The sequence below is a fragment of the Gaetbulibacter sp. NE genome (genome assembly GCF_025548475.1).
GTDB classification, from domain to species: Bacteria; Bacteroidota; Bacteroidia; order Flavobacteriales; family Flavobacteriaceae; genus Gaetbulibacter_B; species Gaetbulibacter_B jejuensis.
In genome coordinates, this window is the sequence record NZ_JAOQHY010000009.1 from 39,670 (window position 1) to 56,058 (window position 16,389).

The 16,389-nt window shown below is 34.8% G+C and carries 12 protein-coding genes and 1 riboswitch; of the genes, 4 read left to right on the forward strand and 8 right to left on the reverse strand.

The window, feature by feature from the left end:
- Positions 1-4: 4 nt before the first annotated feature.
- Together thrA and OD803_RS11260 are read right to left on the reverse strand one after the other, a co-directional pair.
- A complete protein-coding gene (thrA, locus tag OD803_RS11255) occupies positions 5-3,400 on the reverse strand; it encodes a bifunctional aspartate kinase/homoserine dehydrogenase I (RefSeq protein ID WP_262733477.1) in 3,396 nt (1,131 codons plus the stop codon).
- Positions 3,401-3,529: 129 nt separating this feature from the next.
- Positions 3,530-3,663: riboswitch (SAM riboswitch) on the reverse strand.
- Between the two features lie 98 nt (positions 3,664-3,761).
- Positions 3,762-5,306, reverse strand: a complete 1,545-nt coding sequence (locus OD803_RS11260; protein ID WP_129761094.1) for a hypothetical protein — start codon at positions 5,304-5,306, stop codon at positions 3,762-3,764.
- A 145-nt stretch (positions 5,307-5,451) separates the two neighbouring features.
- Between OD803_RS11260 and OD803_RS11265 the strand changes: the two genes are divergently transcribed.
- The 4 genes from OD803_RS11265 (at position 5,452) to leuB (ending at position 10,019) form a co-directional block, all read left to right on the forward strand.
- Positions 5,452-6,627: a 2-isopropylmalate synthase gene (locus tag OD803_RS11265; RefSeq protein WP_262733478.1), complete on the forward strand. Its 1,176-nt coding sequence runs from the start codon at positions 5,452-5,454 to the stop codon at positions 6,625-6,627.
- Positions 6,628-6,661: 34 nt separating this feature from the next.
- Positions 6,662-8,086 (forward strand): 3-isopropylmalate dehydratase large subunit, encoded by a 1,425-nt coding sequence (gene leuC / locus OD803_RS11270; RefSeq protein ID WP_262733479.1) that lies wholly within the window; start codon positions 6,662-6,664, stop codon positions 8,084-8,086.
- 82 nt (positions 8,087-8,168) lie between these two features.
- A complete protein-coding gene (gene leuD, locus OD803_RS11275) occupies positions 8,169-8,753 on the forward strand; it encodes a 3-isopropylmalate dehydratase small subunit (protein WP_262733480.1) in 585 nt (194 codons plus the stop codon).
- 147 nt (positions 8,754-8,900) lie between these two features.
- Positions 8,901-10,019 carry a 3-isopropylmalate dehydrogenase gene (leuB, locus tag OD803_RS11280; protein ID WP_129761098.1) on the forward strand — a complete coding sequence of 373 codons (1,119 nt, stop codon included), beginning with the start codon at positions 8,901-8,903 and terminating at the stop codon, positions 10,017-10,019.
- Between the two features lie 54 nt (positions 10,020-10,073).
- On the opposite strand, the gene argH is transcribed toward leuB, so the two are convergent.
- The 6 genes from argH to proC form a co-directional block, all read right to left on the reverse strand.
- Positions 10,074-11,348 (reverse strand): argininosuccinate lyase, encoded by a 1,275-nt coding sequence (gene argH, locus OD803_RS11285; protein WP_262733481.1) that lies wholly within the window; start codon positions 11,346-11,348, stop codon positions 10,074-10,076.
- Positions 11,349-11,456: 108 nt separating this feature from the next.
- On the reverse strand, positions 11,457-12,518 hold the full coding sequence (locus OD803_RS11290) for a M20 family metallo-hydrolase (protein WP_262733482.1): 1,062 nt from the start codon (positions 12,516-12,518) through the stop codon (positions 11,457-11,459).
- Positions 12,515-13,291, reverse strand: coding sequence for an acetylglutamate kinase (gene argB, locus OD803_RS11295; protein ID WP_262733483.1), 777 nt, complete (start codon positions 13,289-13,291; stop codon positions 12,515-12,517). The genes OD803_RS11290 and argB overlap by 4 nt, the downstream gene beginning before the upstream one ends.
- A complete protein-coding gene (locus OD803_RS11300; RefSeq protein WP_262733484.1) occupies positions 13,288-14,226 on the reverse strand; it encodes an N-acetylornithine carbamoyltransferase in 939 nt (312 codons plus the stop codon). Before OD803_RS11300 ends, argB begins: the two co-directional genes overlap by 4 nt.
- Before the next feature lie 67 nt (positions 14,227-14,293).
- Positions 14,294-15,424: an aspartate aminotransferase family protein gene (locus tag OD803_RS11305; protein WP_262733485.1), complete on the reverse strand. Its 1,131-nt coding sequence runs from the start codon at positions 15,422-15,424 to the stop codon at positions 14,294-14,296.
- Positions 15,421-16,221, reverse strand: a complete 801-nt coding sequence (gene proC, locus OD803_RS11310; RefSeq protein ID WP_262733486.1) for a pyrroline-5-carboxylate reductase — start codon at positions 16,219-16,221, stop codon at positions 15,421-15,423. The genes OD803_RS11305 and proC overlap by 4 nt, the downstream gene beginning before the upstream one ends.
- Positions 16,222-16,389 lie beyond the last annotated feature (168 nt).

A 16,389-nucleotide genomic window follows, 5' to 3' on the forward strand; every position in this document is an offset into this window, starting at 1 on the left:
TCTTTTAGTTAATATGTTTTGAAAGGCGTAAAATATCACCAAAAACACCTCTTGCAGTAACTTCTGCGCCTGCTCCAGCTCCTTGAATTACAATAGGATGTTCGCCATACGATTCTGTGAAAATTTCAAAAATAGCATCAGCTCCTTTTACTTGCCCTAAAGCACTATCTTCAGGAATTGACACCAATTTCACTTCTAGATTTCCTTTGTCTTGTTGTAAATCTCCTGATAAATCACCAACATATCGCAATACATGGTTTGGTTGTTGTGTATCTTTTATATTTTGAAATTCTGAATCAAGAACATCTAATTGCTGTAAAAATTCTGCAACCGAAATATCACGATATGCTTCAGGTATTAAATTTTGAACAGCAACATCGTCAAACTCGTTTATTAAATCCAATTCGCGAGCTAGAATAAGTAGTTTCCTTGCCACATCATTTCCTGAAAAATCTTCACGTGGATCTGGTTCGGTAAAGCCTTTATCAATCGTTTCTTGAACAATGGTGCTAAATGGTTTATCCTGAACCGAAAAGTTATTGAACAAGTAACTTAACGTTCCTGAAAACACACCACGAATACGTGTAATATTCTCACCAGATTCATGTAAAAGTTTAATAGTATCTATTAACGGTAAACCTGCGCCAACCGTAGTTTCGTACAAGTATTGCTTGTTGTTTTCTTTTAAATGTTGACGTAAATCTGCATAAAAATCATGCGAAATGGTATTGGCAATTTTATTAGACGATACCAAGTCGAAACCTGCTTCTACCAAAGGTTTATAATTCTCATGAAATACTTTACTTGCTGTGTTATCAACAGCAATAAGATTTTCAAAATGATGCGCTTTAGCAAACTCAATAACGTCTTGAATATTATAATTTTCTTCAGCTGAAGTAATCTCGGTTTTCCAGTTTTCTGAAACGCCATGTTTTGCCAACAATAGTTTTTTAGAATTGGCAATGGCGAACACATTTAAGTTAATGCCTTTACGCTTTTCAATCTCTGTTTTTGATTTTAAAATTTGATTAATCAAAGCGCCACCAACCAATCCGTGACCAAAAATGGCGATGTTTATCTTTTTTGAAATTCCGAAAATTTCACCATGAATTACATTTACAGCTTTATGTAATTGTGTCTTTTTAACCACCAAACTCACATTACGTCCTGTAACCGTATTGTTGAACAACAACGGTGTAATTTGATTTTTAATTAACGCATTGAATGGCTTATGAAACGAACTTAACTCGATACCGATTATTGAAATCACCGCAACGTCATCTACCACTTCAATTTTATTGACATCCTTTGAGTAGAAATCAGTTTCAAACTCACGTTCTAAAGCAATAACCGCTTGTGTAGCTTGTGCGGAATTTATCACCAAACCAATACCTCTTTCAGAAGATCCTTGAGATACAATACTCACACTAATTCCATAATTGCTCAACGCCTTAAAAATTCTCGCATCAACACCAACTTTACCTAGCAAACCACGACCTTCTAAATTTATAAGCGCAACATCTTTTAGAACTGACAAAGACGTAACCTCTTTGTTGCTTGATTTTGCTGTGATCAACGTCCCTTCATCTTCAGGGTTGAACGTATTTAAAATACGAAGATTGATATTCTTTTCAACTAGCGGAATAATGGTTTTGGCATGTAAAACGCTTGTACCGAAGTTCGCTAATTCGTTAGCTTCGTTAAAGGATAACTCCCTAATTTTTTGGGCATCTTCTACCAAATCTGGATTTGCTGTGTAAATACCATTTACATGCGTGTAATTTTGCAGTTCTTCGGCATCTAAATAGTTTGCCAATAATGACGCTGAATAATTGCTTCCATTTCTTCCCAACAAGGTCGTTTCTCCATTTTTATTAGAGCCGATAAATCCTGTTACAACGTTTACAGTTGTACCATTATAGCTTTTAAAATGCGCCAAAACATTGTCTTTAGATTGCTTATCTTGAGGTTGTGCATTTATATAATCAGCATCTGTTTTTATCAAAACTCTGGCATCTGTTGGGTTAGCGTTAACACCTTTTGATTTTAATAATTCTGAAATCAATTTCACAGATAATAATTCGCAATAGGATAATACTTGCGCTTTAATTTTATCGCTATAATCACCAAGCAGTTTAACACCTTCAAAAATGTTGTTCAATTCTGAAAATTCTTCAGTAAAATCAATACCTGGTAATGGTTCTGTTTGATAATTTTTAAACGTTTCAAAAGCAGTTTGATAGTCTTGTTTTTTGGCTGCTTTCTCCAAAATGGCTTCTAAAGTATCAGTTGCTTTTCCTCTAGCTGAAACCACAACCGCAATACGCTCGCCTTCATTTACTTTATGCTCTATAATTGACAACACGCGGTTTAATCCGTCGCCATTAGCAAGCGATTTCCCTCCAAATTTTAATACTTTCATTCTTTTATTTTTGGTTTCAGGTCTAAAAATGCCTTCTATAATCTGTTCTAATTGTTCAAATTCTATTAAAAATGCATCGTGTCCGTGACTGGAATGAATTTCACTGTAGGTCACATTAGGATGCGTTAATGCCAATTGGCGTTGTGTTTCGCGGTTTTCTTCAGCGGTAAAAAACAAATCGGAATCTACACCAACAATGGCAATGTTAGATTTTATGATATCCAATACATTTACATTATCGCCTCTACCACGCGTAACATCAATGGTTTTTAGTAATTGATTCATGAGTTTGTAAGCCGATAGTTGAAAACGCTCTTGCAGTTTTTTTCCGTGATGCAACAACCAACTTTCCACATTAAAGATTTCTAAATCATCATTTTTACTACGTTGAAAACGCTCTTTAAACGATTGTGGCGTTCGGTAACACAACATCGCGTGCATGCGTGCATCGTGAACCGGATTGTTTGAGTTCACCAAGAATTGCTCTTGAATTTGACAGTTGGCAATTAACCAATCGGTAGATTTCCAGTCGGTTGCCACAGGAATTAAATATTCGGCTAGATTTGGTGACAAAAACGCCATTTCCCAAGCAATTCCACCACCAAGCGAACCTCCAATTAGCGCAAAAAGTTTATCAATTTGTAATGCTTTTAGGCCTAAAAGAAATATGTTCGCGATATCTCTTGCTACAAAATCTTTGTAGTTTTCAACCGCAAATCCGTCGTAACCATTTCCTGGAATATTGAATGCTAAAATGGTATATTTTTGAGTATCGATAACTTTGTTATCGCCTATTAAATCTGTCCACCAACCATCTTTACCAGCAACATTACTATTTCCGGTAAGTGCGTGATTTACCATTACAATGGGTGCTTCTCCTAAAGGTTTTCCAAAGGTTTGATAAGACAATTTAATTTTAATGCTCACATTGTTTTCTAGCAAGACATTGTCTAATAAAACATATTTAAGTTTGCTCATGTTTGATTTATAAATTTTAAAAAATCAAAAAGTCAAAACACCTCTTTTGTGAGGACTTAAATAGAATATGTTAAAAAGAAATTACGTAATTACAGGACTGTAATTAGTTTTGTGTTATCTATCTAATTGAAATTTTCGATTATACTCGAAATAACAAAAAGTAGAATTTAGCACCTTCTCGATTTAGATTCCTGCTTTCGCAGGAACTTCGAGGGTTGCCAAGGTTTCATAGGGTCTATTCCCTCCACCTTTCTTGATAACATTTCAATAAGTAATTTGAACTTTGTGAGTGCAAATATTCAGTTAGAAAATTTTAATATCCAAATAATTTTGATTTTTTTTATAAAATCTCTTTAAAAAATCAGGCGTATTGTTCTAAATATTTCTCTTTAATAATCTGTGCTACAGGCTTGTTTTCAATCTTACTTTCTAACCAAGAAATAATATCAAGATACAAAAATGCACGACGCTCATAAGGATGATTTTCGTATTGCTTAAGCTGTTTATGAAACTTAACAAATGCTTTTTTAATATCATGCGGAAAAATGTCTTGAAGTCCTCGAATAAACCTAATCATTTCTTTTTGAACCTCGTTTAAGTCATTGATTTTCAGTAGATATTTATAAGTATCTCTTAATAAACGCTCCAAATGATAATCTAAACCTTCTTCATAATGCGCCACAACGTTTAAAACACGAGAAAAACACTGTAAATCCTCACGCATAGAAAGCGATTTATTAGAAATTATCTTATTTAAATAATGAATACATTCTCGATTATTTCCTGCCCCAAAATGCATACTCGCAAACTTGTAATAGAAAATCATGGTGTGATGTTCATCTATTCTATCTTGATATTTTGGTAGTGCTTTTTCAATTTTAGGAATTAACTGCAAGCCTTCGTGAAAACTACCATCTACAAAATAGTAATTCACACTATTTACATTGTAATATAAGAATGATAAAGCTTCTACATTTTCATCTTTATTGAAAGATGGCGTATTTATAATATCTTCAAATTTATCGAGGTATTCTTTAAATTTATCTTTGTTTTTTATGTAAAAAAGCGACTCCAACAAATAGTTATTTCCTTTTATAAAAAACACAGGATTTAGGTGAATCATTTCAGGATTTTGCTCAAAAAGAGACACCCATTTTAAAGCAAATTTATAGCAGTTTAAAAAATCTTGCATTAAAAAACTATACCACAAATAGGCTTTATACAACCATAATTTTTCTCTAAAACCTAACTGTGAAATGTCATATTTAGGTAATCTGGCGTTAAAATAGTCTTGTATTTCTTTAGCATCATCTTGGTTTTTGGCGTAACCAAATTTTAGAAAAAGTCCGTATAACTGCAAAGATAAATTTGAGAGTTTACTGGCAATCACATTGGCTTGACTCAACTCTTTGGCTTGTATTGTAAGTTCATCTGCACGACCACTGATACTACGTGTAATATACTGCGATTCAATAACCTTTTCTAGCTCTACAATTTCATAAGCTAGATTTTTTTCTTCATGCTGTATCGCAACATCTTTAGCTTTATCTAAAATTTTCAACGCCTGCTTATACAAACCTTTATGATACAAAATAGACGCAAAATCTAGCTGTTCTCTTATTTGAGAACGTGTGTTTTGGTGCGACGGACTCAAACGTAAACTAATTAAAATTTGCTTGTACAAATGCGCTTTTACATTAGCTAATTGCTGCTTTTTAATATTGGCATTTTTTAAAATAGCAACCTCATCATACGATGACAACTTATCCATAACATTAAACAAATTCAAAAATTTTGAATCATCATTCACACCCAATCTGCCAACATACAATTTAAATTGGCGTTTTTCAGATTTGGTCATGGATTTTACCAACGAAAACAAATTATCTTTTTGGTCTTTAGTCATCAAACAAATTAAATATTAACTAATTGAAATACAGTGTTGTAAATTAAAATAATGCATTTGAACATCGTAAACAAAGTTGCGAGTTTATACGCTATCATAAATCCAAAGTATAAATTCGTAAGACAATACAAAAATTTATTTTTTAATGTCTAAAGATAAAGTACAAATTTTCGATACAACACTTCGCGATGGTGAGCAAGTTCCAGGTTGTAAATTAAACACAAGTCAAAAACTGGTCATTGCTGAACGATTAGACACGTTGGGTGTTGATATTATTGAAGCAGGTTTTCCTGTGTCTAGCCCTGGAGATTTTGAAGCTGTTGCTGCCATAGGAAGAATTGTAAAAAACGCTACCGTTTGTGGACTAACACGTGCTGTTGGAAATGATATTAAGGTCGCTGCCGAAGCTTTAAAAACAGCTGTTAGACCAAGAATACATACAGGAATAGGCACATCAGACTCACATATAAAATTCAAATTTAACTCTACGCGCGAAAAAGTTTTAGAACGTGCTTATAATGCTGTAAAATACGCTAAATCGTTTGTAGAAGATGTAGAATTTTATGCCGAAGATGCTGGACGAACTGATAACGAATTCCTTGCTAAAGTTTGTGAAGTTGCCATTAGTGCTGGAGCAACGGTTTTAAACATTCCTGATACTACAGGCTACTGCTTACCTAGTGAGTATGGTGCCAAAATAAAATATTTAAAAGAACATGTAAAAGGCATAGACAAAGCTATTTTATCTTGTCATTGCCATAACGATTTAGGATTAGCCACAGCAAATTCTATAGAAGGTGTTATTAATGGTGCTCGCCAAATAGAATGCACTATTAATGGTGTTGGCGAACGTGCTGGAAACACAGCTCTTGAAGAAGTCGTCATGATTTTAAAACAACACCCTTATTTAAATTTAGACACAAGTATTGTAACACAAGAACTTTATGGCATTAGCCAATTAGTACAAGAACAAATGGGTGTTTACTCTCAACCTAACAAAGCTATTGTTGGTAGTAACGCTTTTGCTCACAGCTCTGGAATTCATCAAGATGGTGTTATTAAAAACCGTGAAACTTACGAAATTATAGACCCAAAAGATGTTGGTGTTACCGAGTCTGCAATTGTACTTACAGCTAGAAGTGGTCGAGCTGCTTTAGCGTATCGCGCGAAAAATATTGGTTACGAACTAACCAAATTACAGCTTGATGATATTTATCAAAACTTCTTGGTTTTTGCAGATAAGAAAAAGGAAGTCAATGATAGCGATATTCATCAAATTATTGAAACAAGCAACGTGTATCAACAAATCATTTCGGCTTAATTAAAAAAGAGTACCGCTTTCGCGGAAAACAACTATGGGAAAAACATTATTCGATAAAGTTTGGGATGCACATGTGGTCGATTCTATTGAAAACGGCCCTCAAATTTTATATATAGACAAACATTTAATTCATGAAGTTACGAGTCCTCAAGCATTTAATGAGCTTGAAGAACGTAACATTCCTATTTTTAGACCAAATCAAATTATAGCAACTGCAGATCACAATACACCAACACAAAACCAACATTTACCAGTAAGAGACGAATTATCCAGGAACCAATTAAAACAATTGGCTGAAAACTGCGATAAAAACAACATTACACTTTACGGTCTTGGTCATAAATACAATGGTATTGTTCACGTTATGGCTCCAGAACTTGGTATTACGCAACCTGGAATGACTATGGTTTGTGGCGATAGCCACACCTCAACGCATGGCGCTTTTGGAACCATTGCTTTTGGTATTGGCACAAGTCAAGTTGCACAAGTTTTTGCTAGCCAATGTTTGCTTTTAACAAAACCTAAAAGCTTACGTGTTTCTGTAAACGGAACCCTAAAACCTGGTGTATTACCAAAGGATGTTATTTTATACATCATTTCAAAAATTGGCACAAATGCAGGAACTGGTTATTTCTGTGAATATGCTGGTGATGTTTTTGAAAACATGAGTATGGAAGGCCGAATGACTGTATGCAATATGAGTATTGAAATGGGAGCTCGTGGTGGCATGATTGCGCCAGACGAAACTACTTTTACCTATGTAAAAGGGAAAGAATTTGCGCCTCAAGGTGAAGCCTTTGAGAAAGCTGTTGCTTACTGGAAAACACTTCCTACTGATGCCGATGCTACTTTTGATAAAGAATATACGTTTGATGCTGAAGACATCGAACCTATGGTTACTTATGGCACCAACCCTGGAATGGGTATAAAAATAAATGCCAAAATCCCAGATTTAAGCGATGCTTCTTTTGAAAAGTCTTTGGAATATATGGACTTTAAAAAAGGAGAATTTATGCTAAACAAGCCTATTAACTACGTATTTATAGGAAGTTGCACCAACTCCCGAATTGAAGATTTTAGAGTTGCTGCCAACTATATAAAAGGCAAGCAAAAAGCACCAAATGTAACTGCTTGGTTAGTTCCTGGAAGTAAGCAAGTAGAATCTCAAATAGAAGAAGAAGGCTTAAAAACAGTATTTGAAGCTGCTGGTTTTGAATTAAGACAACCTGGTTGCAGTGCGTGTTTAGCTATGAACGATGATAAAATTCCTGAAGGCGAATACTGTGTTTCAACATCAAATAGAAATTTTGAAGGTAGACAAGGACAAGGCGCAAGGACTATTTTAGCAAGTCCTTTAGTTGCCGCTGCAACTGCTATAGAAGGAAAAATTGTTGATGTCACTAAAGCGTTAAACGAAACGAATGTCACCTTGAGCGCAGTCGAAAGGTCTCATTCTTAAAATAAATTAATATTAGGTCTCGACTGCGCTCGACCTGACAAAATAATATTAAAAAGAGATTCCTGCTTTCGCAGGAAATAGTATGGAAAAATTTACAACTTTACATAGTACTGCCATTCCGTTGGAAATTGAGAATATTGACACCGATCAAATTATTCCAGCGCGTTTTTTAAAGGCAACCGACAAACAAGGTTTTGGTGATAATGCATTTAGAGATTGGCGTTTTGATAAACTAGGAAACATCAACGAAGCCTTTGCTTTAAACAACCCAAAATATCATGGTAGCATATTGGTTGCTGGAGATAATTTTGGTTGCGGCTCTAGTCGTGAGCATGCTGCTTGGGCGCTTGCTGGTTATGGCTTTAAAGTGATTGTTTCTAGTTTTTTTGCCGATATTTTTAAAGGCAATGCTTTAAACAATGGTTTGTTGCCATTACAAGTTTCTGAAGGATTTTTAAAAGATTTGTTTGAGGTTATTAAAACCAATCCTGAAACAGTATTAACCGTGAATTTAGAAGCACAAACCTTAATGGTTGATGGCACAAATTTGCAAACCGATTTTGACATTGATCCTTACAAGAAAACTTGTATGATTAATGGCTATGATGATATTGATTATCTATTAAGTAAAAAAGAACAAATAGAAGCTTTTGAGCTATCGCGTTAGCGATTGAGGCATTTGTTGAAGCTCTCCAGATTGTAACCATCTGGAAGCGACTGCCGAAAGCGCGACCCTTGTGGTAACGCCAAAAAAAGCAACAAAATAATAACTAAATAAAGAGAGCAGTATGATTTGCTTTCGAAGGAAATGACTATGAAATTAAATATTGCAGTTTTATCAGGAGATGGTATTGGTCCAGAAGTTACAAAAGAAGCCATCAAGACATTGAAAGCGATAGCTCAAGAGTTTGACCATACGTTTAATTTTAAATCGGCTTCAGTTGGCGCAATAGCCATTGATGAAACTGGAGAACCGCTTCCTGATGCTACGCTAGATTTGTGCAAACACAGCGATGCTGTATTGTTTGGTGCCATTGGCGACCCAAAATATGATAATAATCCTAATGCAAAAGTGCGTCCGGAACAGGGATTACTTAAGCTACGTAAAGAGCTTGGTTTGTATGCAAACATTAGGCCTGTTAAGGCTTACGATATGCTTTTAAGTCAGTCGCCATTGAAGGAAGAAAACATTAAAGGCACTGACATTAGTATTTATCGCGAATTGACTGGTGGTATTTATTTTGGTGAAAAACAATTAAGTGAAGATGGTAATATCGCTTCAGATTTATGTGAATATTCTCGTGAAGAAATTGAGCGTATTACGCATTTAGCTTTTAAAGCTGCACAAACAAGACAAAAAAAGGTAACACTTGTTGATAAAGCCAATGTATTGGAAACGTCTCGTTTATGGCGCAATGTTGTAAAACAAGTTGCTGAAGACTATCCTGATGTAGCATTAGACTTTTTGTTTGTAGATAACGCTGCAATGCAATTGATATTAAACCCAAAACAGTTTGATGTTATTTTAACCGAAAATATGTTTGGTGATATTATTAGTGATGAAGCCAGTGTTATTGGTGGTAGCATTGGATTGTTAGCTTCGGCATCGGTTGGTGATAAACACGCGATGTTTGAACCTATTCATGGTTCGTATCCGCAAGCTACCGGAAAAGGTATTGCAAACCCTATAGCTTCTATTTTATCGGCTGCTATGTTACTTGATCATTTTGAGTTACATGAAGAAGCTGAAATGGTTAGAGAAGCTGTTGAAAAATCGTTACAACTAGAAATCACAACACCTGATTTAAACAGTAAAAACAATACTATAACAACAAGTAAAGTTGGAGACTTTATTGAAGACTTTATTAATAACCCTAAAGATAGTAACCTAAATTTCGCGAATATTCATTTGGGTCAATCTACTATTATTTAGAGTGATTAATTATTTTGATTAAAATCAGAAAAGCACCTCCAAAGAGGTGCTTTTTTATTCAGGAAACTTCGATTTTATGTTCTCTAAACATAAATTGCCAATACTACCAATGTGCGTGTGCTGTTTTGAGGTATCAGGTTTGTAGGTTCCGTTTTGCACCTCGTTACCAATTTTTTGATAGGCTTCTCTAAAACTCATACCGTTTTCAACTAGTGTATTGATGTTGTCAACCGTAAATAAATATTGATATTTTGAATCGTTTAAGTCGATAGATTTCACCTCTATTTGTTTAATGGAATAGTTGAAAATCTCTAAAATATCTTGCATATCCTTAATGGCAGAAATCATATTTTCTTTTAACAACTGATAATCTCTGTGATAACCACTTGGCAGATTATTGGTTATTAAAACCATTTCATGATATAAAGCTTGAATTTTGTTACTCTTTCCTCTAATCAACTCAAAAACATCTGGATTTTTTTTGTGAGGCATAATACTACTTCCTGTAGTTAATTCATCCGGAAAACTGATAAAGCCAAAATTCTGACTCATATACAGGCAAATATCCATAGCAAAACGCGCCAAAGTATTGGCTAAACTACCTAATGCTAATGCAATAGTACGTTCACTTTTCCCTCTACTCATTTGTGCAGCAACGACGTTGTATTTTAAAGTTGAAAACTCTAAAAGTTCTGTAGTTAAATGCCTATCAATTGCAAATGAACTTCCGTAACCAGCTGCAGAACCAAGCGGATTTTGATCAACGGTTTTTAACGCTGCATCTAACAAATACACATCATCAATTAAGACTTCTGCGTAGGCAGAAAACCATAACCCAAAAGATGATGGCATCGCAACTTGTAAATGCGTGTAGCCAGGTAATAGTGTTTTTTTATGTGTTTCAGCCAACTCTAATAGCGTTTCAAAAAAGTCTTTTGTTTTAGATTTTATATTGATTAATTCAGCTTTATAAAATAGTTGTAACGCCACCAAAACTTGATCGTTTCTAGATCGTGCTGTATGGATTTTTTTACCAACGTCACCATAGGTTTTGGTGAGTTCAAATTCAATTTTTGAATGTACATCTTCAAATTGATTGTCTATGGTAAATGTTCCGTTTTCAATTTGTGATGCTAAATTTTGAAGTCCTTTTTCTAATAATTGCAATTCTTCAGCAGTTAAAATGCCTATCGTTTGCAACATTTTAGCATGTGCTAATGAGGCTTGAACATCGTATTTTGCTATGTGCAAATCGATGTCTCGATCGTTACCAACCGTAAATTGTTCTATTTTTTTGTCTATGCTAATTCCTTTATCCCAGAGTTTCATAATTTATTCCTGCGAAAGCAGGAATCTCTGCTTTCTTTTTAATTAAACTTTTGTCTCCTCGAGCGCAGTCGAGAGGTTGATTAGGTCTCGACTGCGCTCGACCTGACATTATAATACTTTCTCTAACAATTCAATATAAATCTTTATGCCTTCTTCAATTTCATTGATATAAATAAATTCGTCTGCACTGTGCGATCGTGTGCTATCTCCTGGTCCTAATTTTAACGATGGACAACTTAACACCGCTTGATCTGATAAGGTTGGCGAACCGTAAGTGTTTCTTCCAATTTCAATTCCAGCTTTTACCAAAGGATGATCCATTGGAATGGACGATGAATTCAGTTTTATACTTCGAGGAATGATGCTATCACAAGGCGCTTCTTGTTGTAAAATATCTACAATATCTTGATTAGAATATTTATCATTCACACGAACATCAACCACCAAATCAACATTCGCAGGAACAGCGTTGTGTTGCTTGCCAGCATTGATTTGTGTCACAGTCATTTTCACTTCGCCTAGAGCTTCAGACGTTTTTTCAAACTCATAATTTTTAAACCATTCCAATACCGAAATTGTATTATAAATTGCATTATCATCATTTGGATGTGCTGCATGACTTGGCGTGCCTTTTATTACAGCATCAAACACAACCAAACCTTTTTCGGCAACAGCTAAATGCATCAAGGTTGGTTCACCTACAATCGCAACATCTACTTTTGGAATAACACTTAACATGCTATTTAAACCATTGTCGCCACTGCTTTCTTCTTCCGCGGAAGCAACAATAACTAAATTGTATTTCAGATTTTTTTGCTCATAGAAATAAGCAAATGTCGCCAGCAAACTTATCAAACAACCACCAGCATCATTGCTGCCTAAACCATACAGTTTTCCATCTTCAACAATCGCTTTAAACGGATCTTTAGTGTAGCCATTATTTGGTTTTACCGTATCGTGATGCGAATTTAATAGTAACGTTGGTTTAGTCTCATCAAAATGTTTATTGATTGCCCAAACGTTATTATTTGTGCGTTGATATGGTATGTTTTGAAGCTGAAACCATTGCTCAATATGTTGCGCAGTTTGGTCTTCTTCGGATGAAAACGAAGGTGTCTCAATAAGCGTTTTTAATAGTTTAATTGCTGTTGTGGTTAATCTTTCTATCATTTTGAAATGGTTGTGTAGGTTAAGTTTTTATCGAAAAGCATCTCTGGTTTTCCAATGCATACTTTTTGAACATTATGTTTGACAGCATGCATGCAATTATTAATTTTTGGAAGCATACCTTCTGATATAATTTGATTGTCTATCAATTGCTGAACATTTTCTGAAGTTATTGATTCAATCACTGAATGATTATCATTGACATCTTTTAAAACACCGTTTTTTTCAAAGCAGTAATATAATTCTGTATTGAAAATTTCGGATAATCCTATAGCTAATTCTGAAGCAATTGTATCTGCATTGGTATTTAATAATTGTCCATTTTTATCATGTGTAATTGCACAAAACACAGGCGTTATACTATTATTTAAGAGTAATTCTAAACTTTTTGTATTCACTTGTTTTACATCACCAACAAAACCGTAATCGATAGTTTTTACAGGTCTTTTATCTGATACAATCGTGTTGCCATCTGCACCAGAAAATCCAATTGCATTACAGTTATTTGCTTGCAATTCTGCGACTATATTTTTATTGATTTTGCCTGCGTAAACCATAGTAATAATGTCTAAAGTTTCAGCATCTGTAATGCGTCTACCATCAATCATTTTTACTTCTACTTGCATTTGGTTGGCAAGTTTTGTTGCCAATTTTCCTCCACCATGTACCAATAGTTTAGGTTCTTCAATCGTAGAAAAATCTTTTAAAAATGCTTGTAATGCATCTTCGTTATCGATGATGTTTCCACCTATTTTTATGATTTTTAGTGTTTTCATCTTAATCCTTCTAAAATCTGCTTCAACACAATTTGAGCTGAAAATGTTCTGTTATTGGCTTGTTTTATGACTACTGAATTTTCACTATCTAAAACTGCATCTTCAACAACAACATTACGTCTTACTGGCAAGCAGTGCATGAATTTGGCATTGCCTAACTTGTCTTGTGTCATCATCCATTTTTCATCTTGATTTAAAACTTTTCCGTAGTTGTTAAAATTGCTCCAGTTTTTTACATATACAAAATCGGCATCTTGTAAAGCCTCTTTTTGATTGTAATTTATTGGTGTTTCTTTAGTGATCTTTTTGTCCAACTCGTAACCTTCAGGATGCGTTATTGTAAAATCAACCTCTAAATTTTGCATCATTTTCACAAACGAATTTGCCACAGCTTGTGGTAGTGCTTTAGGATGTGGTGCCCAAGACAAAACGATTTTAGGTTTTGGTTTTTCTGCCAATTCAGTAATCGTAATCGCATCTGCCAAAGCTTGTAATGGATGCGCTGTCGCACTTTCCATGTTAACGATTGGTACTGTAGCATATTTTTCAAAACTTTTTAAAATGTATTCGCTTTGGTCTTTGGCTTTATCTGTTAATGTTGGAAATACTCTAACCGCAATAATGTCTGCATACTGCGAAATCACTTGCGCTGCTTCTTTAACGTGTTCTGATGTGTTGGCATTCATAACGGTTCCGTCTTCAAATTCTAATTGCCAAGCATCATTAACGTTTAAAACCATCACATCCATTCCTAAATTCTTTGCTGCTTTTTCGGTACTTAATCTGGTACGTAAACTGGCATTGAAAAACAACATGACCAAGGTTTTATGTCTTCCTAAATCTTGAAATTCATAAGGATTCATTTTTAATAAAATAGCTTCCTTTATAGTTTCGTTTAGGTTAGAAATGTCTTTTATTTCGGTGTATTTTTTCATAATAATTAGGTCTCGACTGCGCTCGACCTGACAGAAAAATGTCTCCTCGAGCGCAATCGAGAGGTTTTTATGTATTTAACTCAATTTTCAAAGCCTCAAAAAAGGCATCAATGTGTTTTTTCTGAATGGTTAATGGTGGAAGAATTCGTAAAAGATTAGGGTTTTTGGCGCTTCCTGTAAACATATGATGTTTGTGTATGAGTTGTTTTCTTAATTCTGAAACAGGAAAATCAAACTCTAATCCTAACATTAATCCACGACCTTTAATACTTTTCAAGCTTGGTAATTCTTTAGCTTTTTCAATAAAATAAACTGAAATTTCATTTGCATTTTCTAGCAGTTTTTCTTCCTCTAAAACTTCTAAAACCGAAAGTGAAGCTGCACAAGCCAAATGATTGCCACCAAAGGTTGTACCTAACAAACCAAAACTAGGTTTGATATTGGGATGAATTAAAATACCACCAATAGGGAAACCATTTCCCATACCTTTTGCAATTGAAATTATATCTGGCGTAATATTGTGTTTTTGAAAAGCAAAAAAATCACCCGTTCTACCAAAACCAGATTGCACTTCGTCTGCGATTAAAATCGTGTTGTATTGCTTGCATAACGCTTCCAAACCTTGATAAAATTCGGTAGTGCTTTCATCCAATCCGCCAACACCTTGAATACACTCAATGATTACTGCGCAAGTTTGGTTTGCTTTCAGAATATTTTCAACTGAAATTAAATCGCCTAACTCAACAAAATCAACGTCTTGTTGTGCATTAATTGGCGCCACAATTTTAGGGTTATCGGTTGCTACAACTGCTGCAGATGTACGACCATGAAACGAATTTTTAAAAGCTAACACTTTACCTCTTCCGTTGTGAAAGGATGCTAATTTTAAAGCGTTTTCATTCGCTTCTGCTCCAGAATTACACAAGAATAATTGATACTCTTTACATCCTGAAAGCGCTTCTAGCTTATCCGCTAAAGCAACTTGTAACGGATTTTGAATCGCATTACTATAAAAACCCAATTTTGACACTTGATTAGAAATTGCCGATACATATTTTGGATGCGAATGCCCAATTGAAATCACTGCATGTCCGCCATACAAGTCTAAATATTCCACATTATTTTCGTCGTAAACATAGACGTCTTTAGCCTTTACAGGTGTAATATCAAAAAGTGGATAAACGTTAAACAAACTCATATTTGTTCCTTTTTAATGTTGTTAATTTTGTTGAACGATGCGACCATGCCTTGAATTAAAGATGAGCTTAATCCTTTGTGTTCCATTTCGTTCAACCCTTCAATAGTGCAACCTTTTGGCGTAGTTACAAGATCAATTTCTTCTTCTGGATGATTGCCATTTGTGATTAATAAATTAGCTGCACCTTCACATGTGTACATCGCTAATTCCTGTGCTTCTTTAGAGTCGAATCCCAACTGAATTGCCGCTTGTGTAGTCGCTCTAATCAAGCGCATCCAAAAGGCAATTCCGCTAGCACAAACTACTGTTGCTGCTTGCATTTTCGCTTCAGGAATTACTAACGAATGTCCCAAACGATTAAAAATAGCTTGCGCAATTTTAATTCGTTTTTCGCCTTGCAAATTGCTACACAAACAGGTCATGGATTTGCCAACTGCAATTGCTGTATTTGGCATAGCACGAATGATAAATTGATCAGTCCCAATTTGTGCTTCAATTTTAGGAATGGTATAACCTGTAATTGTAGAAATTACGACATGCTTCTCGGTTAAAAAAGGTTTAATGTCCTTTAAAATCGATTCGAAATGTGCTGGCTGAACCGCAAAAATCAAAATATCCGATTGTTGTACTGCCAAAACGTTATCAGTTGTAATCGTCACGTTTTTATAACCATCAAATTCAGATATGCTATCCACATTTCGTTTTGTTAAATACAGAGTCGTAATCGCATTGTTGGTGATTAATCCTTTGGCTATCGATTTCCCTAAATTTCCTGTTCCTATGATTGCTATTTTCATTTTTTTGGTTGTTTTATCATTCCTGCGCAGGCAGGAATCTATTTTGTAAATTGATGTTTTTGGCGTTACCACGAGGGTCGCGCTTTCCGTTATATCTTTTTATTTGACAACTTCTCGACTGCGCTCGAAGCGGCAAATAAAAAGGATGCTACTTCAATCGCTAACGCA

What these genes read in the sequence shown, in the direction of transcription:
- OD803_RS11300 (WP_262733484.1), bottom strand. Translation starts at nt 14,226, where the DNA reads ATGAAAAAATACACCGAAATAAAAGACATTTCTAACCTAAACGAAACT.
- leuC (WP_262733479.1), top strand. Translation starts at nt 6,662, where the DNA reads ATGGGAAAAACATTATTCGATAAAGTTTGGGATGCACATGTGGTCGAT.
- argB (WP_262733483.1), bottom strand. Translation starts at nt 13,291, where the DNA reads ATGAAAACACTAAAAATCATAAAAATAGGTGGAAACATCATCGATAAC.
- OD803_RS11265 (WP_262733478.1), top strand. Translation starts at nt 5,452, where the DNA reads ATGTCTAAAGATAAAGTACAAATTTTCGATACAACACTTCGCGATGGT.
- OD803_RS11260 (WP_129761094.1), bottom strand. Translation starts at nt 5,306, where the DNA reads ATGACTAAAGACCAAAAAGATAATTTGTTTTCGTTGGTAAAATCCATG.
- leuB (WP_129761098.1), top strand. Translation starts at nt 8,901, where the DNA reads ATGAAATTAAATATTGCAGTTTTATCAGGAGATGGTATTGGTCCAGAA.
- OD803_RS11290 (WP_262733482.1), bottom strand. Translation starts at nt 12,518, where the DNA reads ATGATAGAAAGATTAACCACAACAGCAATTAAACTATTAAAAACGCTT.
- leuD (WP_262733480.1), top strand. Translation starts at nt 8,169, where the DNA reads ATGGAAAAATTTACAACTTTACATAGTACTGCCATTCCGTTGGAAATT.
- proC (WP_262733486.1), bottom strand. Translation starts at nt 16,221, where the DNA reads ATGAAAATAGCAATCATAGGAACAGGAAATTTAGGGAAATCGATAGCC.
- argH (WP_262733481.1), bottom strand. Translation starts at nt 11,348, where the DNA reads ATGAAACTCTGGGATAAAGGAATTAGCATAGACAAAAAAATAGAACAA.
- thrA (WP_262733477.1), bottom strand. Translation starts at nt 3,400, where the DNA reads ATGAGCAAACTTAAATATGTTTTATTAGACAATGTCTTGCTAGAAAAC.
- OD803_RS11305 (WP_262733485.1), bottom strand. Translation starts at nt 15,424, where the DNA reads ATGAGTTTGTTTAACGTTTATCCACTTTTTGATATTACACCTGTAAAG.